Below are 19349 nucleotides of genomic sequence, written 5' to 3'. Positions count from 1 at the left end.
GTGACACCACGGTGTTTACAGGCGGAACTCGTGACCCAGGTACACTTCCTTGACCAGTTCATTGGCCAGGATGGTGGCGGAGTCGCCTTCAGCGATCAGTTGGCCATCGTTGACGATATACGCGGTTTCGCAGATATCGAGCGTCTCACGGACGTTGTGGTCAGTGATCAGCACGCCAATGCCCTTAGCCTTGAGGTGGTGGATGATCTGCTTGATGTCGCCGACCGATATCGGGTCGACGCCGGCAAACGGTTCGTCCAACAGGATGAATTTCGGTGCAGTGGCCAGTGCGCGAGCGATTTCTACGCGGCGGCGCTCACCACCGGACAGGCTCATGCCGAGGTTGTCGCGGATATGGTTGATGTGGAATTCCTGTAGCAGGCTTTCCAGCTCCTTGCGACGACCGTCACGGTCGAGTTCCTTGCGGGTCTCGAGGATGGCCATGATGTTATCGGCGACCGACAGTTTGCGGAAGATCGACGCTTCTTGCGGAAGATAGCCGATACCGGCGCGGGCGCGGCCGTGCATTGGTTGGTGGCTCACGTCCAGGTCGTCGATCAGTACGCGACCCTGGTCCGCCTGGACCAGGCCGACGATCATATAGAAGCACGTGGTCTTGCCGGCGCCGTTGGGGCCGAGCAAGCCGACGATCTGGCCGCTGTCGATCGACAGGCTGACGTCGCGCACGACCTGACGGCTTTTATAGGCCTTGGCCAGGTGCTGGGCTTTGAGGGTTGCCATTACTCGGCCTTCTTCTTCGGCTGGATAACCATGTCGATGCGTGGACGAGGCGCGGTGACCTTGTTGCCATTGGCACGACCGGCGTTAGCGATCTGTTTCACGGTGTCATAGGTGATTTTCTCACCTTCCGTGGAGTTGCCATCGGGGCTGAGCACCTTGGCCTGGTCGATCAGTACAATGCGGTTCTGCTGGGCATGGTACTGGATGGTCTTGCCGTAGCCCTTCATCGGGCCGGTGTCGGTGGCCGACTGCTTCTGTTCGAAGTAAGCCAGGTTGCCCACCGAAGTGACCACGTCGATATCGCCCGCTTGGGTACGAGTCAGCGTCACCGTGTTACCGGTGATCTTCATCGAGCCTTGGGTGATGACCACGCCGCCGGTATAGGTTGCAACGCCTTGCTTGTCATCCAGCTGCGCATCGTCAGCCGAAATGTGGATCGGTTGCTGGCTATCGTTCGGCAGAGCCCAGGCGCTCACGCTTCCCAGTGCTGCGCCCAGACCGAGCAAAATAGGGAGAGTTTTAACGAGCCTCATACTGTCCTCTTACGTTCGATAGCAGGTGTATCCTGCTTTCTTTCAAATACGCTTTCATTCCCTTGCCAGTCGTTACACCGCCAGCGCCGTCGATTCTAACGTCTTGCTCGGTCTGCGCATATTGCTTCTGCGGGAATACGGTCATGCGACTGGTGGTAATCACGGTCTCACGTTTTTTATCGTCAGTGCGCGCAACGCGCACCGAGTCGATCAGTTCCACCTCGGTACCGTCCGGGTTGACCTCGCCACGCTTGCTGGTGACGTGCCATGGGAACTCGGTACCGCGGTAAATGTTCATGTCCGGGTTGGTCAGCAAGGTAACTTCGCTGGCTTTCACGTGCTCGACCTTGTCCGAGGTCATCTCGTACTGCACCTTGCCGTCGGGCAGGAACTGCACGCTTTTGGCATTGGTGGCGTAATAGTCGATAACCCCCTCGTCAACCTGCGCAGCAGGCTGGTCGAGAAAGCGCTCCGGGCTGATATTCCAGTAGCCCACCGCCAGGAACAGTGCGGCGATGACTGCGAATAGCAGGAAGTTGCGAATCTTTTTACTCAGCATAAAACGCTCTATAAGTAGGCGGCATGGGCCGCTTCAAGGCTGCCTTGGGCACGCAGGATCAGCTCGCAGAACTCGCGGGCGGCACCTTCACCACCACGTGCAGTGGTGATGCCATGGGCGTTCTCGCGAACAAAGCCTGCCGCATTGGCAACGGCCATGCCCAGGCCCACCCGGCGAATCACCGGCAGGTCTGGCAGGTCATCGCCCAAGTAGGCCACCTGCTCATAGCTTAGGTTGAGTTGGCCAAGAAGCTCGTCCAGAACCACCAGTTTATCCTCGCGGCCCTGATACAGGTGAGGAATCCCCAGGTTTTGTGCGCGGCGTTCCACAACTGGAGTTTTCCTGCCGCTGATAATCGCCGTTTGCACACCCGACGCCATCAGCATCTTGATGCCCTGGCCGTCTAGGGTGTTGAACGTCTTGAATTCGCTGCCGTCTTCAAGGAAGTACAGGCGGCCATCGGTCAGCACGCCGTCAACGTCGAAAATTGCCAGCTTGATGTGTTTGCCGCGTTGCAACAGGTCGTCGGTCATTTACATCACTCCCGCACGCAGCAAGTCGTGCATGTTCAGGGCGCCAATCGGGCGGTCGTCGCTATTGACCACCACCAGCGCGCCGATCTTATGGTCTTCCATGATCTTCAAGGCTTCGGCTGCCAGCATTTCAGGGCGGGCGGTCTTGCCGTGGGGTGTCATCACCGCATCGATGGTGGCGGTGTGGATGTCGATGGTGCGGTCCAGGGTGCGGCGCAAGTCGCCGTCGGTAAAGACCCCGGCCAGGCGCCCGTCGGCTTCGAGGATAACGGTCATACCTAGGCCCTTGCGGGTCATTTCCATCAGCGCGTCCTTCAGCAAAGTGCCGCGCTGGACGTGGGGCAGTTCGTCGCCCGAATGCATGACGTTTTCCACTTTCAATAGCAGGCGGCGGCCCAAGGCACCACCTGGGTGAGAAAATGCGAAGTCTTCGGCGGTAAACCCGCGGGCTTCCAGCAGTGCCACGGCCAGGGCATCGCCCATGACCAGCGCGGCGGTGGTGGAAGAGGTTGGTGCCAGGTTCAGCGGGCAGGCCTCGTGGGCCACGTGAACGTTAAGGTTCACTTCGGCGGCCTTGGCCAGCGTTGATTCCGGGTTGCCGGTAACACTGATCATCTGGATGCCCAGGCGCTTGATCAGTGGCAAAAGAGTCACTATTTCATTGGTGGTGCCGGAGTTGGACAGCGCCAGGATGATGTCATCCTTGGTGATCATGCCCATGTCGCCATGACTGGCTTCGGCCGGGTGTACGAAAAACGCAGTGGTCCCGGTGCTGGCCAGGGTGGCGGCGATCTTGTTGCCGACGTGGCCTGACTTGCCCATGCCGACCACGACGACGCGGCCCTTGCTGGCCAGAATCATCTCGCAAGCGCGTACGAAATCTGCGTCGATATGGGCCAGTAAGCCTTCTACGGCTTCAAGCTCGAGGCGGATGGTGCGTTGTGCGGATTGGATAAGGTCGCTGGATTGGCTCATGTCTGGAATCGTATAGCCTGACGAAAAGTCGGCGATTATAACGGTAATGATCAATTCCCTCACGCAAGTTCGTCAGGGTTTGTTCGCGACGCGCTTGAGATTCATCTGAAGCAACGTTTTTTCCCTGTCCTTAATCTGAACAAGCGCTGTTCCGGCCTTGGGCGCCTCGTACCAGCAGTGATATAGTTCGCCGCCAGTTCGGTCCGCCCAGCCCATATGGTCAACTATTGCACAATCATTGCAAACGTTTGTCGCAAGCATGGTGTCTGAGTGAGAGGCTGCATCCCAAGGAGTTTAGATGAGTGCCGATAACGCCTACGCGGTCGAGCTGAAGGGACTGACCTTCAAGCGCGGGACGCGCAGCATCTTCAATAACATCGATATCCGCATTCCGCGCGGCAAGGTCACGGGCATCATGGGGCCTTCCGGTTGTGGCAAGACCACCCTGTTGCGCCTGATGGGCATGCAATTGCGGCCCAGTGCCGGTGAAGTGTGGGTCAACGGCCAGAACCTGCCGACATTGTCGCGCAGCGATCTGTTCGACGCACGCAAGCACATGGGTGTGCTGTTCCAGAGCGGTGCATTGTTCACCGATCTCGATGTTTTCGAGAATGTGGCCTTTCCGCTGCGGGTGCACACGCAGCTGTCCGACGAAATGATTCGTGACATCGTGTTGCTGAAACTGCAGGCCGTAGGCCTTCGCGGCGCCACCGACCTGATGCCCGACGAACTGTCCGGTGGCATGAAGCGTCGGGTCGCCCTGGCGCGCGCCATTGCCCTCGACCCGCAGATCCTCATGTACGACGAACCTTTCGTCGGCCAGGACCCTATCGCCATGGGCGTGCTGGTGCGTCTGATCCGCCTGCTCAACGATGCGCTGGGTATCACCAGCATCGTGGTTTCCCACGATCTTGCAGAAACCGCGAGCATTGCCGATTACCTCTATGTAGTAGGCGATGGCCAGGTGCTGGGGCAGGGCACGCCTGAAGAACTGATGAATGCAGACAATCCGCGTATTCGCCAATTCATGACCGGCGACCCTGATGGCCCTGTGCCTTTTCACTTTCCGGCAACGGATTACCGCTCAGATCTTCTGGGGAAGCGTTGATGCGCAAGACATCTTTACTCGAGAAGGTGCGCCTTTTCGGTCGCTCCGGCATCGATATGGTCGAAGTGCTGGGGCGTTCGACAATCTTCCTGTTCCACGCCTTGCTCGGCCGTGGTGGCATTGGCGGCGGTTTTGGCCTGTTGATCAAGCAACTGCACTCAGTCGGCGTGATGTCCCTGGTAATTATTGTGGTTTCCGGGATTTTCATCGGCATGGTGTTGGCGTTGCAGGGGTTCAATATCCTTTCCGGCTACGGTTCGGAGCAGGCCGTTGGGCAGATGGTCGCGCTGACGCTCTTGCGCGAGCTGGGGCCGGTGGTCACTGCCTTGCTGTTTGCGGGCCGCGCGGGTTCTGCGTTGACCGCCGAAATCGGCAACATGAAGTCCACCGAGCAATTGTCCAGCCTCGAAATGATCGGCGTGGACCCGCTCAAGTACATCGTTGCGCCGCGCCTGTGGGCCGGCTTCATTTCACTGCCTCTGCTGGCGATGATTTTCAGCGTGGTGGGTATATGGGGCGGTTCGTGGGTCGCGGTTGACTGGTTGGGCGTCTATGACGGCTCCTACTGGGGCAACATGCAAAACAGCGTCACCTTCAGCGGTGACGTGCTCAACGGCATCATAAAGAGCATCGTCTTCGCTTTTGTAGTGACCTGGATCGCCGTATTCCAAGGCTACGACTGTGAGCCCACTTCAGAAGGGATCAGTCGCGCCACCACCAAGACCGTTGTGTACGCCTCGCTGGCTGTACTGGGCCTTGACTTCATTTTGACCGCCTTGATGTTTGGAGATTTCTGATGCAAAACCGCACTGTGGAAATCGGTGTAGGCCTTTTCTTGCTGGCTGGCATCCTGGCTTTATTGTTGTTGGCCCTGCGAGTCAGCGGCCTTTCGGCCAGCCCTACCGCCGATACTTATAAACTTTACGCGTACTTCGACAATATCGCCGGTTTGACGGTCAGAGCTAAAGTGACCATGGCCGGTGTGACCATCGGCAAGGTCACGGCAATCGATCTGGACCGCGACAGCTTCACCGGGCGAGTGACCATGCAGCTGGATAAGAAGGTGGATAACCTGCCAACTGACTCCACTGCATCTATCCTCACTGCGGGTTTGCTGGGCGAGAAATACATCGGTGTCAGCGTGGGCGGGGAATCAGCTCTGCTCAAGGATGGTTCGACAATCCACGACACACAGTCGTCGCTGGTGCTTGAAGACCTGATCGGTAAATTCCTGCTTAATACGGTCAATAAAGACGCTAAATGAGGAATCTGTACATGATCTCTACCTTGCGACGTGGCCTCCTGGTACTGCTTGCAGCGCTGCCGTTGATGGCCAACGCAGCAGGTTCTGCGCACGAATTGGTGCAGGACACAACCAACAAGATGTTGGCTGACCTGTCGGCCAACAAAGAAAAGTACAAACAAGATCCAAGTCAGTTCTACAGCGCGCTCAATACTATTGTCGGTCCTGTTGTGGATGCCGAAGGCATTTCCCGCAGCATCATGACGGTCAAGTACTCGCGCAAGGCTACCCCGGCGCAGATGCAGACCTTTCAGGAAAACTTCAAGAAAGGCCTGTTCCAGTTCTACGGTAACGCGCTGCTTGAGTACAACAACCAGGGTATTACCGTCGCTCCAGCCGGGGATGAATCAGGTGATCGCACCAGCGTGAACATGAGCGTCAAGGGCAACAATGGCGCTGTCTACCCTGTGCAGTACACGCTGGAGAAGGTCAACGGCGAGTGGAAGCTGCGGAACGTGATCATCAATGGCATCAACATCGGCAAGCTATTCCGTGATCAGTTCTCTGATGCCATGCAACGCAATGGCAATGACCTGGACAAAACCATCAATGGTTGGGCCGGTGAAGTGGCCAAGGCCAAGGAAGAAACCGATAAAACTGCCGGGACGCCCGCACAATGACCGAGTCGGCTGTTCGTCTCGGCGACGCCGGCGAGCTCTTCATCAGCGGCGTGCTGGATTACCGCACCGGGCCTGACCTGCGCAAGCAGGGCCAGGCACTGATCAACACCAGCGCTGCGCCTGCACTGGTGCTGGATTGTTCGGGTGTGACCAAGTCCAGCAGCGTTGGTTTGTCGCTGCTGTTGTGCTTTATGCGTGACGCCGAAGCGGTTAATAAGCCGTTTAGCATCCGTGCGATGCCCGAAGACATGCGCGAAATTGCCGAAGTTTCCGAGCTGACCGAGTTGTTGGCGCATCCTTAATACACATTATTAGAGAAGCCCCCGTCAGAGTCCTGCTATGCGGGGTTCGCAGGCGCGGGGCTTTTTTGTATGATGTGCGACCCGCGCGCACTGGGCGCCGATAGAGGTTGATCATGCAGGCCCTAGAAGTTAAAAGCTTCCTTGAAGGAAAGCTGCCCGAAACGAGTGTTGAAGTCGAAGGCGAAGGCTGCAACTTCCAGCTGAATGTGATTAGCGATGAACTGGCGGCACTTAGCCCGGTCAAGCGTCAGCAGCAGATCTATGCCCATTTGAACCCGTGGATCACCGATGGCAGCATCCATGCGGTCACTATGAAATTTTTCAGCCGCGCGGCCTGGGCCGAGCGCACCTGAGCCCCCAAGGCGTCGAGATTCTTATGGATAAATTGATTATTACCGGCGGTGCCCGTCTTGATGGCGAGATCCGCATCTCCGGTGCAAAAAACTCCGCCTTGCCGATCCTGGCAGCGACCCTGCTGTGCGATGGCCCGGTCACCGTGGCCAACCTGCCACACCTGCACGACATCACCACGATGATCGAACTGTTCGGTCGCATGGGCATCGAGCCGGTGATCGACGAGAAGCTGTCCGTCGAAATCGACCCACGCACCATCAAGACCCTGATCGCCCCGTACGAGTTGGTGAAAACCATGCGTGCGTCGATCCTGGTGCTCGGCCCGATGGTTGCCCGTTTCGGCGAAGCTGAAGTGGCATTGCCTGGTGGTTGCGCCATTGGTTCGCGTCCGGTCGACCTGCACATCCGTGGCCTCGAAGCCATGGGCGCGACCATCGACGTCGAAGGCGGCTACATCAAGGCCAAGGCGCCTGAAGGAGGCCTGCGTGGCGCCAGCTTCTTCTTTGATACCGTCAGTGTGACCGGTACCGAGAACATCATGATGGCCGCAGCCCTGGCCAAAGGCCGTAGCGTGCTGCAAAACGCCGCCCGTGAGCCTGAAGTCGTCGACCTGGCGAACTTCCTGAACGCTATGGGTGCCAAGGTCTCCGGCGCCGGCACTGATACCATCACCATTGACGGTGTTGAGCGCCTGCACACGACCACCTACAAGGTCATGCCGGACCGCATCGAAACCGGTACCTACCTGGTTGCTGCTGCTGTTACCGGTGGCCGCGTCAAGGTCAAGGACACCGATCCGACCATCCTGGAAGCGGTCCTGGAAAAACTGCGCGAAGCTGGCGCAGAAATCACCACCGGTGAAGACTGGATCGAGCTGAACATGCACGGCAAGCGTCCTAAGGCCGTCAACGTACGTACCGCTCCGTACCCGGCGTTCCCGACCGACATGCAAGCGCAGTTCATCTCCTTGAACGCCATTGCTGAAGGCACCGGTGCCGTGATCGAGACCATCTTCGAAAACCGCTTCATGCACGTGTATGAACTGCACCGCATGGGCGCCAAGATCCAGGTTGAAGGCAACACCGCCATCGTTACCGGTACCGAGAAACTCAAGGGCGCGCCAGTCATGGCGACTGACCTGCGGGCTTCGGCGAGCCTGGTGATCTCGGCGCTGATTGCTGAAGGCGACACTCTGATCGACCGCATCTACCACATAGATCGTGGCTACGAGTGCATCGAAGAAAAACTGCAGATGCTCGGCGCTAAAATCCGCCGCGTACCGGGCTAGTTCCGGGCTTGTAGTGAGCGGGGCAAGCCCGCTCACTACAAGATGATTGCCGCTGAATAGGCGGTATGCTGAACTTGTTTCAAATCGAGGCTGTAATGGCCTCGATCTGTGTCTGGCGCCGTTTGTGCCCGGACAGCAATAGCCAGATGAAGGACTGACGCTTCCATGTTGACCATCGCACTGTCCAAGGGCCGTATCCTTGACGACACGTTGCCGCTTCTGGCTGAAGCGGGCATCGTGCCGACCGAAAATCCGGACAAGAGCCGCAAGCTGATCATTCCCACGACCCAGGACGATGTTCGCCTGTTGATCGTGCGGGCTACTGACGTGCCGACCTATGTTGAACATGGCGCGGCCGACTTGGGTGTCGCCGGTAAAGACGTGCTGATGGAATACGGTGGCCAGGGCCTGTACGAGCCGTTGGACCTGCGTATTGCGCTGTGCAAGCTGATGACCGCCGGGCGCGTCGGTGACGTCGAGCCCAAGGGCCGCCTGCGCGTGGCCACTAAGTTCGTCAACGTTGCCAAGCGCTACTACGCCGAACAAGGCCGTCAGGTCGACATCATCAAGCTCTACGGCTCGATGGAGTTGGCGCCGCTGATCGGCCTGGCCGACAAAATCATCGACGTGGTCGACACCGGCAACACCCTGCGTGCCAACGGCCTCGAGCCCCAGGAATTCATTGCCGATATCAGCTCTCGCCTGGTCGTAAACAAAGCGTCGATGAAGATGCAGCACGCCCGTATCCAGGCGTTGATCGACACCCTGCGCAAAGCAGTGGAGTCGCGACACCGCGGTTGACTTACCCGCGTAGCTGAAAGGCTGCGCCCGTCTATCCGCCTCATAGCCAGAGTTCTCAGGTGCCCAAGCGGATCGACTGCTGGGAAGGTGCGCTGACGTTCAATAACGAATCGCGCCTTACCCCAAAAGGCAACTTATGTTAGTAGAAGATTCTTTTTCAATAATTAGCGACGCGTAGCAGTCTGCCTTTTAGGTAAGGCCCTGCGGGTTGGCACTGTGGTTGCGCCATGCTGCGTTGCGGGACTTGGTAAGGAAACAACCCTTACCAGCGTCCCGCGCCTTGCCTGGCACAACCACAGTACCAACGCGCTTCGTTATTGAACGTCAGCGCACCTTCGGGCGCGTGAGTTTTTGCCAATCCAATGAGGCCCTCGCTATGACCACGTCCACTGCAATTGCCCGACTCAACGCTGCCGATCCGGATTTCGCCCATCATCTGGATCATCTGCTGAGCTGGGAAAGCGTGTCCGACGACTCGGTCAACGTGCGGGTGCTCGACATCATCAAGGCTGTTCGCGAGCGCGGCGATGCGGCGTTGGTGGACTTCACTCGCCAGTTTGACGGGCTGGACGTCAAGTCCATGTCCGACCTGATCCTGCCCCGCGAACGCCTGGAGTTGGCGCTGACGCGTATCACCGCGCCACAGCGAGAAGCCCTGGAAGTGGCGGCAACGCGGGTGCGCAGCTATCACGAAAAGCAGAAGCAAGACTCCTGGAGCTACACCGAGGCAGACGGCACTGTACTGGGCCAGAAGGTCACGCCACTGGACCGCGCCGGCCTTTACGTGCCGGGCGGTAAGGCGTCGTACCCATCGTCGGTATTGATGAACGCGATCCCGGCCAAAGTGGCGGGCGTGACCGAAGTGGTCATGGTCGTGCCAACACCGCGCGGTGAAATCAACGAGCTGGTATTGGCCGCCGCCTGCATTGCCGGCGTCGACCGCGTTTTCACCATCGGTGGCGCGCAAGCCGTTGCCGCCCTGGCCTATGGCACCGAAAGCGTGCCGAAGGTCGATAAGGTGGTTGGTCCCGGCAACATCTACGTCGCCACCGCCAAGCGTCACGTGTTTGGCCAGGTCGGTATCGACATGATCGCCGGCCCATCGGAAATCCTCGTGGTATGCGACGGCCAGACCGATCCGGACTGGATCGCCATGGACCTGTTCTCCCAGGCCGAGCACGACGAAGACGCTCAAGCGATCCTGGTCAGCCCGGACGCCGAGTTCCTCGACAACGTTGCCGCGAGTATCAATAAGCTGCTGCCGACCATGGAGCGTGCCGAGATCATCGAGAAATCGATCAATGGCCGTGGCGCGCTGATCCTGGTGCGCGACATGGAGCAAGCCATCGAAGTGGCCAACCGTATCGCGCCGGAGCACTTGGAGTTGTCCGTGGTCGACCCACAAGCCTGGTTGCCATCGATTCGCCACGCCGGTGCGATCTTCATGGGGCGCCACACCAGCGAAGCGCTGGGTGACTATTGCGCAGGCCCGAACCACGTGCTGCCGACCTCCGGCACCGCGCGTTTCTCATCGCCACTGGGCGTGTACGATTTCCAGAAGCGTTCGTCGATCATCTTCTGCTCACCGCAGGGTGCGTCCGAGCTCGGCAAGACCGCCTCGGTGCTGGCTCGTGGTGAATCCCTGAGTGCCCACGCCCGCAGTGCTGAATACCGCATCCTTGAAGAGGGGAACTGAGACATGAGCAAATTCTGGAGTCCCTTCGTCAAGGACCTCGTGCCCTACGTGCCTGGCGAACAACCGAAGCTGACCAAGCTGGTCAAGCTCAACACCAATGAAAACCCCTACGGCCCGTCGCCCAAGGCGTTGGCCGCGATGCAGGCCGAGCTGAACGACAACCTACGCCTGTACCCGGACCCCAACAGCGACCTGCTCAAGCAGGCCGTGGCCAAGCATTACGCGATCGACGCCAGTAAGGTCTTCCTCGGTAACGGTTCCGATGAAGTCCTCGCACACATTTTCAACGGCCTGTTCCAGCACGAACTACCGCTGTTGTTTCCGGATATCAGCTACAGCTTCTACCCGGTTTACTGCGGCCTCTACGGCATCAAGTCCGACCCGATGCCGCTGGACGAACAGTTCCAGATTCGCGTGGCGGATTACGCCAGGCCCAACGGCGGGATCATCTTCCCCAACCCGAACGCGCCGACTGGCTGCGTGCTGGCGCTGGACGCGGTGGAGCAGATCCTCAAGGCCAACCCGGACTCGGTGGTCGTAGTGGATGAAGCTTATATCGACTTCGGCGGCGAAACCGCGATCAGCGTGGTGGATCGCTACCCGAACCTGCTGGTTACCCAGACGCTGTCCAAATCGCGCTCACTGGCCGGTTTGCGCGTGGGCCTGGCCGTGGGCCACCCGGACCTGATCGAGGCGCTGGAGCGGGTCAAGAACAGCTTCAACTCTTATCCGCTGGATCGCTTGGCGATTGTCGGCGCGGCGGCAGCGTTCGAGGACCGTGAGTACTTCGAGAAGACGTGCCAGTTGGTCATCGACAGCCGCGACAAGGTGGTTGCGCAGCTGGAGGCAAAAGGTTTTGAAGTGTTGCCGTCGGCGGCCAACTTTATCTTTGCTCGCCACCCTCAACATGACGCCGCAGGCCTAGCGGCCAAGTTGCGTGAGCAGGGTGTGATCGTGCGGCACTTCAAACAGGCGCGGATTGCCCAGTTTCTGCGGATCAGCATCGGTACGCCGGAGCAGAACCAGGCGCTGATTGATGGGCTTGGTGAGCTGTAAGCCACACTGAGGGTCAAAAAAATGTGGGAGCGGGCTTGCTCCCACATTTGGTTTTGCGGTGTTAGCTAGAGCAACGGCTCATCCGGCTTCTTGTTCTTCCAGCCATCATTGCCCGGCAGCAGCAGGTTCAAACCAATCGCTACCACCGCACACAGGGCGATACCCTTCAGGCCGAAATCATCCGGGCCGGTGCCCGTGCCGACCAGCACACCGCCAATCCCGAACACCAACGTCACCGACACAATCACCAAGTTGCGCGCTTCGCCCAGGTCGATCTTGTGGCGGATCAGCGTGTTCATCCCCACTGCGGCAATCGAACCGAACAGCAGGCACAGAATCCCGCCCATCACTGGCACCGGAATGCTCTGCAGCAGTGCGCCGAACTTACCGATAAACGCCAGGCTGATGGCAAACACCGCCGCCCAGGTCATGATCTTCGGGTTGTAGTTCTTGGTCAGCATCACCGCGCCTGTCACTTCGGCGTACGTGGTGTTCGGCGGGCCGCCAAACAGGCCCGCGGCCGTGGTGGCAATGCCGTCACCCAGCAGGGTACGGTGCAGGCCCGGCTTTTTCAGGTAGTCACGACCGGTCACGCTGCCGACTGCAATCACACCGCCGATATGCTCGATCGCCGGGGCCAGGGCCACCGGGATGATAAACAGGATCGCCTGCCAGTTGAACTCAGGCGCGGTGAAGTGGGGCAGGGCGAACCAGGGGGCGGCGGCGATCTTTGCTGTGTCGACCACACCAAAATAGAACGCCATGGCAAAACCGACCAACACGCCGGAGATGATCGGCACCAAGCGGAAGATGCCCTTGCCGAACACCGCCACGATCAACGTGGTCAGCAGCGCCGGCATCGAGATCATCATTGCTGTCTGGTAATGAATCAGCTCGGCACCGTCGCCGGATTTCCCCATCGCCATGTTGGCAGCAATCGGCGCCATGGCCAGGCCGATGGAGATAATCACCGGCCCGATCACCACCGGCGGCAGCAGCCGGTCGATGAAACCGGTGCCCTTGATCTTCACCGCGAGCCCGAGGAAGGTATAGACGAAACCGGCCGCCATTACCCCGCCCATGGTCGCCGCGAGGCCGAACTGGCTTTTGGCGAGAATGATCGGAGTAATGAAGGCAAAGCTCGACGCCAGAAAGACCGGCACCTGCCGCCCTGTCACCACCTGGAACAACAACGTGCCCAGGCCCGCGGTGAACAGTGCAACGTTTGGATCAAGACCTGTGATCAGCGGCATCAACACCAGCGCGCCAAATGCCACGAAGAGCATTTGTGCGCCAGACAGGATCTGGCGCCAAAGCGGGTCGTTGAATTCATCCTGCATGCTCAACCGTCCTTCTGCTTGGTACCGAAGATCTTGTCACCGGCATCGCCTAGGCCTGGGATGATGTAGCCGTGTTCATTCAGGCGCTCATCGATGGACGCGGTGTAGATCTGCACGTCCGGGTGGGCCTTCTCGACGGCGGCGATGCCTTCGGGCGCGGCCACCAGCACCATGGCGCGGATGTCCTTGCAACCGGCTTTTTTCAGCAAGTCGATGGTGGCGACCATGGAACTGCCGGTGGCGAGCATCGGGTCGATGATCATCGCCAGGCGCTCGTTGATTTCCGGCACCAGTTTTTCCAGGTAGGTGTGGGCCTGCAAGGTTTCTTCATTGCGGGCCACGCCCACGGCGCTGACCTTGGCGCCCGGGATCAGGCTGAGTACGCCTTCGAGCATGCCGATACCGGCGCGCAGGATCGGCACGACGGTGATTTTCTTACCGGCGATTTTCTCGACCTGCACGGTACCGGCCCAACCTTCGATGTCGTAGGTTTCCAGGGGTAAATCTTTAGTGGCTTCGTAAGTCAGCAACGCTCCGACTTCCTGAGCAAGCTCACGGAAGTTCTTCGTGCTAATGTCGGCGCGGCGCATAAGGCCGAGCTTGTGTCGGATCAGCGGATGGCGGATCTCGCGAGTGGGCATGGGAATGGCTCCGGCGGCGGGCAAAAAAACCGGCCTAGATTAATCTATCCGAGGGTGTTGTCCTATAGACATCTAGCACGTTAGTCCATTAAGGCTTGCCCGGAGCGCACGAGAAGCGTACCTTCGCCCGCTTTTCTTGCCACAGCACCCCTTGGAGAGCGCCATGTCCGCTGATCTCGAGCATATCCGTCAAATCATGCGCGAGGCTGACTGCCTGTACACCGAAGCGCAAGTCGAAGAGGCGATCGCCAAGGTCGGCGCGCACATCACCCGCGAAATGGCTGACACCAACCCGGTGGTTTTCTGCGTGATGAACGGTGGTCTGATCTTCGCTGGCAAATTGCTCACCCACCTGCAATTCCCGCTTGAAGCGTCCTACCTGCACGCCACCCGCTATCGCAACGAAACCACCGGCGGCGACCTGTTCTGGAAAGCCAAGCCGGAAGTCTCGTTCATCGACCGCGACGTGCTGATCATCGACGACATCCTCGACGAAGGTCACACCCTCGGCGCGATCATTGACTTCTGCAAGCACGCTGGCGCGCGAAAAGTGCACACTGCCGTGCTGATCGACAAAGACCACGATCGTAAGGCCCGCCCAGAGCTGAAAGCCGATTTCGTTGGCCTGCCGTGCATCGACCGCTACATCTTCGGTTATGGCATGGACTACAAAGGCTACTGGCGCAACGCCAATGGGATCTACGCCGTCAAAGGGATGTAAGCCATGACCCGCTTTCTTGATCAAACGCTGTTTGCCGAATTGGCTGAGAAAGCGGGCGCCAGCCCCCGTGGCCGGCACCATCACAATTTCCACCAGATGGAAGAGCCGTGCCATCGTCTGGCCGTGGGCCTGCAACCCAGCACTTATGTGCCGCCGCATCGGCACCTGAGTGCGGACAAGGCGGAAACCTTGCTCGTGCTTCAGGGCCGCCTGGGTCTGCTGGTGTTCAGCGAAACCGGCGAGGTGCTGGCCAAGCGCGTCATGCAGGCGGGGGGCGAATGCGCGGGTGTCGATCTGCCACCCGGTGTGTTTCACGGTTTGGTGGTGCTGGAGCCTGACACGGTGATGTTCGAGTGCAAAGCCGGACCTTATCGTCCGGTAGGCGAGGGTGAGCTGGCCAATTGGGCGCCGCGTGAAGGCGAGGCTGGCGTGGCCGCGTATCAACGTTGGATGCTTGCCCAGTTCGATTGAGCTACAGTGCTGGGCTATCTCGCACGGAGCGGCCCATGAACCTGTTGATACGTACTTGCGCCGCCCTGGCGTTGACCCTCAGTTTGCCGCTGGCCGCCGCGCCTGCGCCGTTGCACAGCCAATTCCTGCCCTCCGACGACCTGACCTTGCGCGCCGAAGCCCCTGACCAGCAGCAATTGCTGCAAGTCACCGAGTACGCGGTAGTGGTGGGCAATCAGCGCCAATCCAGCCAGCAACCGATCCCGGTGACCTCGCCGCTGATGATCCGCCTCAAGGGCAAGTCCCTGAACAAGGGGGCGACCATCAGCCAGGTGGTGCTCAACTTCGATGCCGAAAGCAAAAGCCTGAAAAAGCCGGTCTACGACGACAAGAGCAAGACCCTGACGTTGTCCTACCCGGTGGCCCAGTATCGAGTGATCGTCGACCTGCTGCGCAATGACACGGTCTACGTGCAGTTCCTGAGTTATGCCAATGGGCATATCTGGGCGGATTTGCATACCGGCGCCGTTCGCGCTCGATAGCGAGAACACTGATGTCCAAATGTGGGAAGCAGCGCAGACCCCATGTGGGAGCGAGCAAGCCCGCTCCCACATGGGGTCTGCGCTGCTTCCGAAGCCTGCGTCTCACAGGTAGACTTCAAACCCCGTGTAAATGTCTGCAGGCTGGAGTCGGTAATGCGTAAAGATAAGAAACAGGTGATTGGTGACGAGATTGGCGACGATCAGATCAAGTTGTTCCTCGACTTCGAGCCGGTTGACGCGATTTCCCCGTCCCTGCATAAACTCATCAAGGCCTACCGTGGCCTGCGTATCGACGACTTTGAGCGCTTCCTGGGTTTCTTCAAGGAAGCCGGTCTGGACCTGGACGGCAAGGATGAGCATGGCCTGACCTTCGTCGACCTGATCAAGGACCAGCGTCACGCAGACGAGTACATCGAGTTGATCAACAACGCTCGCGGTTGATTCTCCAGGCAATAAAAAACGCCCCGTTCTCATACCGAGAGCGGGGCGTTTTTATTGCCTTAAAGCCTCAAGCGTAGCTCTCGGTCTCGGCAGCAGGCTCAACCAGTTCCAGGCTGATGTTGTTCTGCTCATTGATCTTGCGATACAGCTCGGCATCTGTTTCCAGGACCTTTTCCCGCGCCGGGAAGATCTCGTGCAGCTTGGCCGCCCACTCTCCGGCAGCCTTGGCCGGGAAGCAGCGCTCGATCAGGTCGAGCATGATCGAAACGGTCACCGAAGCACCCGGGGACGCGCCCAGCAGTGCCGCGAGCGAGCCGTCTTTGGCCGCGACCAGTTCGGTGCCGAATTGCAGCACGCCGCCTTTTTTCGGGTCTTTCTTGATGATCTGCACCCGTTGGCCGGCCACTTCCAGGCGCCAGTCTTCGGCTTTGGCTTGCGGGTAGAAGCGGCGCAGGGATTCCAGGCGCTGTTCCATCGACTGCATCACTTCGCTGACCAGGTACTTGGTCAGGTCCATGTTGTCGCGGGCCACGGCGAGCATCGGGCCAATGTTGCCGGCGCGAACCGACAGTGGCAGGTCAAGGAACGAACCGTGCTTGAGGAACTTGGTGGTGAAGCCGGCATAGGGCCCAAACAGCAGGGACTTTTTGCCCTCCACTACGCGAGTGTCCAAGTGCGGCACGGACATTGGCGGCGAACCCACGGCGGCCTGGCTGTAGACCTTGGCCTGGTGGTGCTTGACCACTTCCGGGTTGTCGCAACGCAGCCACTGGCCGCTGACCGGGAAGCCGCCAAAGCCTTTGCTTTCTTCGATACCCGAGGCTTGCAGCAGCGGCAGCGCCGCGCCACCGGCGCCGAGGAACACGAACTTGGCGTCCACTTCACGGCTGTTGCCGCTGTTGACGTCCTTGATGCTTACGGTCCAGCCCGCGCCGTTGCGCTTGAGGCCGGTCACGCGCTTGCTGTACTTGACCTGGGCGTCTGCCGAGCTGGTCAGGTGGCTGAGCAGTTGGTTGGTCAGCGCGCCGAAGTTGACGTCGGTGCCGTTCATGACACGGGTCGCCGCGATTTTTTCGTCGAGCGGGCGGCCTGGCATCATCAGTGGCATCCAATCGGCCATCTCGCTACGGTCTTCGGTGTAGTGCATGTCCGAAAACGCGTGGTGCTGGCTGAGGGTTTCAAAGCGCTTCTTGAGGAAGGACACGCCTTTTTCGCCCTGCACGAAGCTCAGGTGCGGCACCGGACTGATAAAAGACTTGGACGAGCCAAAGGTGCCCTTTTTGGTCAAGTACGCCCAGAACTGTTTCGACACCTCGAACTGGGTGTTGATGTGCACGGCTTTCTTGATGTCGATGGAGCCATCGGCAGCCTGCGGTGTGTAGTTCAGCTCACACAGCCCGGCGTGGCCGGTACCGGCGTTGTTCCACGGGTTGGAACTCTCCGCGGCACCCGAATCCATCAGCTCAACGACTTCCAGCTTGAGGCCGGGGTCGAGCTCTTTGAGCAGTACGGCCAGAGTGGCACTCATGATGCCGGCCCCTACCAGTACTACGTCGACTGCTTCGTTATGCGCCATTTAACGCGTCTCCAAAATCTGCAGCACCAAATTGACGGCATGGCTGCCAGGAGTGACGGGGCGGTTCACGTGTTGCCCCAGGTTACCCATGGCCAGGATCGCCATGTCCGTTTCGCAATTCTTTGCAACTTCAGCACACGCTTCCTACCGGGCTAATCTGCCTATGAACGCATTCATGGGCGCCTGTGGCAATTCGACTTATGGTCAAAGCGTGTGATTCGTGCAATCAATCCGTAGCGGACAGGCTCAAGCTCCGATTTTTAAGGCGTACTCGGTCCTGTGTGGTTGGGCTGTTCCAGACGCTGATGGTGCTTGTACAAACGCCAAACTATTCATTTGCTCGCCACACTCTTGTGAAGTTGTGAAAACCCGTTTTTTCACGCTCTTTTGAAGACGTGAACCTCAAAAAAGGGCTGCCCCAGCCTGGCACCTGGCCCGGAAAACCTTGCCGACATGCGGCAAAACGGGCAAACAACTCAAGTGGCCGAGCGCAATGGCAGCTCTGGCAGATTCGGTAAAGACGGGTGGTTTGCAAAGAAAACAGCAAGCGCGCCAGCTTCACTCGATCTGTGTGGGCGGCTCTCTGTGGGCGATTCTTGGGGTTAATACCGAGGCATTAACGATGCTGCGAGGCCCGATCAGGAGACGTCCTTATAATCGGGGGGAGATTGTAGCGAAGAACGCTGGGGAAATGGGCGTGTTTTATGACTTTTATTAGGCGTTCGGTCAGGCAGCCAACGGCTGGTGCCGTGACGACCGCGCTGGGCGTGGGCTGACGCGGGCGCGAGCGGGCAGTGGGTGATGCATCCAGCTCAGGCGAATCTCATCGATTTCTACCCAGCCGTCGCCTACGGGCGGCTGGCAGCACTCTTTGAAGGCCTGGCAACGACCTTGTGCATCGAGCAGGGCGAACTGACGAAGGGCCGGCTTGCGCGTAAACAATGACCAAAGAAACTGCATGACGATTGACCTCCTGAGATTGAGGCCAAGCATGCCTGCGCTGGATGACGAGCCCATGTAACGGGTGTGACATCTTGGTGACAGCGAACCGCGCTCCACACGTGGGGTCACAGGTTGTAACTGATGCTAGTTCCCCGCAGTGGCGCCCCGCTATACTGCCGGCCTGTCGGATCCTGATTTCTGGAGAGAAGCGCATGTTGCAACGCCTGTTGTTCGGTTTGATCACTGTGACCAGTTTGACCCTGGTGGGCTGCGCCAACAGCCCGCAACAACTGACCCCGGAACCGAAACTCACCACGCAGCTGGCCCCGGTGGGCCACGGCCAGGCGGTGTCGGTGCGGGTGGTGGATGGTCGTCCATCGCCTACGCTCGGCTCACGCGGCGGCCTGTACCCGGAAACCGCTCTGATCTCGGTGAACGCTCAAGACGTACTGCCCAAGCTGCAGGCCCAGGCTGAAGCCGCCGTGCGCTTGCTGGGTTTCACCCCGAGCGCCAATGCACCGGGTGCTCCGCAATTGACGATCACCCTGGCTGAATTGAAGTATCAATCGCCTAAGGACGGGCTGTACGTGACCGAAGCTTCCATCGGTGCGACGTTCAAGTCTGACGTCACCGCCGGTACCCGTCGCTACAGCGGTCGCTACGGCGCCTCCCTGAACCAGCGTTTCGGCATGTCGCCGAACCAGGAAACCAATACCAAGTTGGTCAGCGACGTCCTGAGTGACGCCTTGACCCGACTGTTCAAAGACCCAAGCATCGGTTCGTTGCTCAGCGCGCAATAAACGATTGTTAAAAAACCGGGCTCAGTT

At 59.1% G+C, this 19349-nt stretch carries 24 protein-coding genes; 15 read left to right on the top strand and 9 right to left on the bottom strand.

Going from position 1 to position 19349, the window contains the following annotated elements:
• Window positions 1-15 precede the first annotated feature (15 nt).
• Genes lptB through AACY36_RS02110 form a run of 5 tightly spaced genes read right to left on the bottom strand, consistent with a single transcriptional unit; the run spans window position 16 to window position 3341 of the window.
• The gene (gene lptB / locus AACY36_RS02130; protein WP_003171806.1) at window positions 16-741 is read right to left on the bottom strand and encodes an LPS export ABC transporter ATP-binding protein; all 726 of its coding nucleotides are present in this window, start codon (window positions 739-741) and stop codon (window positions 16-18) included.
• Entirely contained in the window at window positions 741-1274 is a 534-nt protein-coding gene (lptA, locus tag AACY36_RS02125) for a lipopolysaccharide transport periplasmic protein LptA (protein ID WP_339417512.1), read from the bottom strand. The genes lptB and lptA overlap by 1 nt, the downstream gene beginning before the upstream one ends.
• Window positions 1261-1833 carry an LPS export ABC transporter periplasmic protein LptC gene (gene lptC, locus AACY36_RS02120; RefSeq protein WP_339417514.1) on the bottom strand — a complete coding sequence of 191 codons (573 nt, stop codon included), beginning with the start codon at window positions 1831-1833 and terminating at the stop codon, window positions 1261-1263. Before lptC ends, lptA begins: the two co-directional genes overlap by 14 nt.
• Before the next feature lie 8 nt (window positions 1834-1841).
• On the bottom strand, window positions 1842-2366 hold the full coding sequence (locus AACY36_RS02115) for a KdsC family phosphatase (protein ID WP_339417516.1): 525 nt from the start codon (window positions 2364-2366) through the stop codon (window positions 1842-1844).
• Window positions 2367-3341: a KpsF/GutQ family sugar-phosphate isomerase gene (locus AACY36_RS02110; RefSeq protein ID WP_339417518.1), complete on the bottom strand. Its 975-nt coding sequence runs from the start codon at window positions 3339-3341 to the stop codon at window positions 2367-2369.
• Between the two features lie 298 nt (window positions 3342-3639).
• Here AACY36_RS02110 and AACY36_RS02105 point away from each other — a divergent pair, with 298 nt between their 5' ends.
• From AACY36_RS02105 to hisC, 10 genes are all read left to right on the top strand, one after another.
• Window positions 3640-4449, top strand: coding sequence for an ATP-binding cassette domain-containing protein (locus AACY36_RS02105; RefSeq protein WP_339417520.1), 810 nt, complete (start codon window positions 3640-3642; stop codon window positions 4447-4449).
• A complete protein-coding gene (gene mlaE / locus AACY36_RS02100; RefSeq protein WP_339417522.1) occupies window positions 4449-5246 on the top strand; it encodes a lipid asymmetry maintenance ABC transporter permease subunit MlaE in 798 nt (265 codons plus the stop codon). Before AACY36_RS02105 ends, mlaE begins: the two co-directional genes overlap by 1 nt.
• A complete protein-coding gene (gene mlaD / locus AACY36_RS02095; protein ID WP_012722246.1) occupies window positions 5246-5713 on the top strand; it encodes an outer membrane lipid asymmetry maintenance protein MlaD in 468 nt (155 codons plus the stop codon). Before mlaE ends, mlaD begins: the two co-directional genes overlap by 1 nt.
• A gap of 11 nt (window positions 5714-5724) precedes the next feature.
• On the top strand, window positions 5725-6372 hold the full coding sequence (locus AACY36_RS02090) for an MlaC/ttg2D family ABC transporter substrate-binding protein (RefSeq protein WP_339417524.1): 648 nt from the start codon (window positions 5725-5727) through the stop codon (window positions 6370-6372).
• Window positions 6369-6674, top strand: a complete 306-nt coding sequence (locus AACY36_RS02085; protein WP_339417525.1) for an STAS domain-containing protein — start codon at window positions 6369-6371, stop codon at window positions 6672-6674. The genes AACY36_RS02090 and AACY36_RS02085 overlap by 4 nt, the downstream gene beginning before the upstream one ends.
• Window positions 6675-6787: 113 nt before the next feature.
• Window positions 6788-7027, top strand: a complete 240-nt coding sequence (locus AACY36_RS02080; protein ID WP_049709972.1) for a BolA family protein — start codon at window positions 6788-6790, stop codon at window positions 7025-7027.
• A 23-nt stretch (window positions 7028-7050) separates the two neighbouring features.
• Window positions 7051-8316: a UDP-N-acetylglucosamine 1-carboxyvinyltransferase gene (gene murA / locus AACY36_RS02075; protein WP_339417528.1), complete on the top strand. Its 1266-nt coding sequence runs from the start codon at window positions 7051-7053 to the stop codon at window positions 8314-8316.
• A gap of 165 nt (window positions 8317-8481) precedes the next feature.
• Window positions 8482-9117, top strand: coding sequence for an ATP phosphoribosyltransferase (gene hisG / locus AACY36_RS02070; RefSeq protein WP_049709970.1), 636 nt, complete (start codon window positions 8482-8484; stop codon window positions 9115-9117).
• 376 nt (window positions 9118-9493) lie between these two features.
• Window positions 9494-10813 (top strand): histidinol dehydrogenase, encoded by a 1320-nt coding sequence (gene hisD, locus AACY36_RS02065; RefSeq protein ID WP_339417530.1) that lies wholly within the window; start codon window positions 9494-9496, stop codon window positions 10811-10813.
• A 3-nt stretch (window positions 10814-10816) separates the two neighbouring features.
• Window positions 10817-11869, top strand: a complete 1053-nt coding sequence (hisC, locus tag AACY36_RS02060) for a histidinol-phosphate transaminase (protein ID WP_339427152.1) — start codon at window positions 10817-10819, stop codon at window positions 11867-11869.
• Between the two features lie 65 nt (window positions 11870-11934).
• Here the strand turns inward: hisC and AACY36_RS02055 are convergent, their stop codons facing one another.
• Both AACY36_RS02055 and upp read right to left on the bottom strand, forming a co-directional pair.
• Window positions 11935-13209: a uracil-xanthine permease family protein gene (locus AACY36_RS02055; protein ID WP_339417532.1), complete on the bottom strand. Its 1275-nt coding sequence runs from the start codon at window positions 13207-13209 to the stop codon at window positions 11935-11937.
• Between the two features lie 2 nt (window positions 13210-13211).
• Window positions 13212-13850, bottom strand: a complete 639-nt coding sequence (gene upp, locus AACY36_RS02050; RefSeq protein WP_049709966.1) for a uracil phosphoribosyltransferase — start codon at window positions 13848-13850, stop codon at window positions 13212-13214.
• A gap of 163 nt (window positions 13851-14013) precedes the next feature.
• Between upp and AACY36_RS02045 the strand changes: the two genes are divergently transcribed.
• The 4 genes from AACY36_RS02045 (at window position 14014) to AACY36_RS02030 (ending at window position 16004) form a co-directional block, all read left to right on the top strand.
• Window positions 14014-14571: a hypoxanthine-guanine phosphoribosyltransferase gene (locus tag AACY36_RS02045; protein ID WP_339417533.1), complete on the top strand. Its 558-nt coding sequence runs from the start codon at window positions 14014-14016 to the stop codon at window positions 14569-14571.
• Window positions 14572-14574: 3 nt separating this feature from the next.
• The gene (locus tag AACY36_RS02040; RefSeq protein ID WP_339417535.1) at window positions 14575-15042 is read left to right on the top strand and encodes a WbuC family cupin fold metalloprotein; all 468 of its coding nucleotides are present in this window, start codon (window positions 14575-14577) and stop codon (window positions 15040-15042) included.
• 35 nt (window positions 15043-15077) lie between these two features.
• The gene (locus AACY36_RS02035) at window positions 15078-15563 is read left to right on the top strand and encodes a hypothetical protein (RefSeq protein ID WP_339417538.1); all 486 of its coding nucleotides are present in this window, start codon (window positions 15078-15080) and stop codon (window positions 15561-15563) included.
• A gap of 153 nt (window positions 15564-15716) precedes the next feature.
• Window positions 15717-16004: a PA4642 family protein gene (locus tag AACY36_RS02030; RefSeq protein WP_339417539.1), complete on the top strand. Its 288-nt coding sequence runs from the start codon at window positions 15717-15719 to the stop codon at window positions 16002-16004.
• A gap of 67 nt (window positions 16005-16071) precedes the next feature.
• Here the strand turns inward: AACY36_RS02030 and mqo are convergent, their stop codons facing one another.
• Together mqo and AACY36_RS02020 are read right to left on the bottom strand one after the other, a co-directional pair.
• The gene (mqo, locus tag AACY36_RS02025; RefSeq protein ID WP_339417541.1) at window positions 16072-17580 is read right to left on the bottom strand and encodes a malate dehydrogenase (quinone); all 1509 of its coding nucleotides are present in this window, start codon (window positions 17578-17580) and stop codon (window positions 16072-16074) included.
• A 726-nt stretch (window positions 17581-18306) separates the two neighbouring features.
• Complete coding sequence (locus AACY36_RS02020; RefSeq protein ID WP_065875076.1) at window positions 18307-18540, bottom strand: hypothetical protein; 234 nt, start codon at window positions 18538-18540, stop codon at window positions 18307-18309.
• Between the two features lie 194 nt (window positions 18541-18734).
• Here AACY36_RS02020 and AACY36_RS02015 point away from each other — a divergent pair, with 194 nt between their 5' ends.
• On the top strand, window positions 18735-19322 hold the full coding sequence (locus tag AACY36_RS02015; RefSeq protein WP_065875075.1) for a YajG family lipoprotein: 588 nt from the start codon (window positions 18735-18737) through the stop codon (window positions 19320-19322).
• Window positions 19323-19349: the final 27 nt, after the last annotated feature.

The sequence above is a fragment of the Pseudomonas sp. EA_15y_Pfl1_P101 genome (genome assembly GCF_963970835.1).
GTDB lineage: Bacteria > Pseudomonadota > Gammaproteobacteria > Pseudomonadales > Pseudomonadaceae > Aquipseudomonas > Aquipseudomonas tritici.
This window is presented reverse-complemented; position numbering and strand designations above follow the sequence as displayed.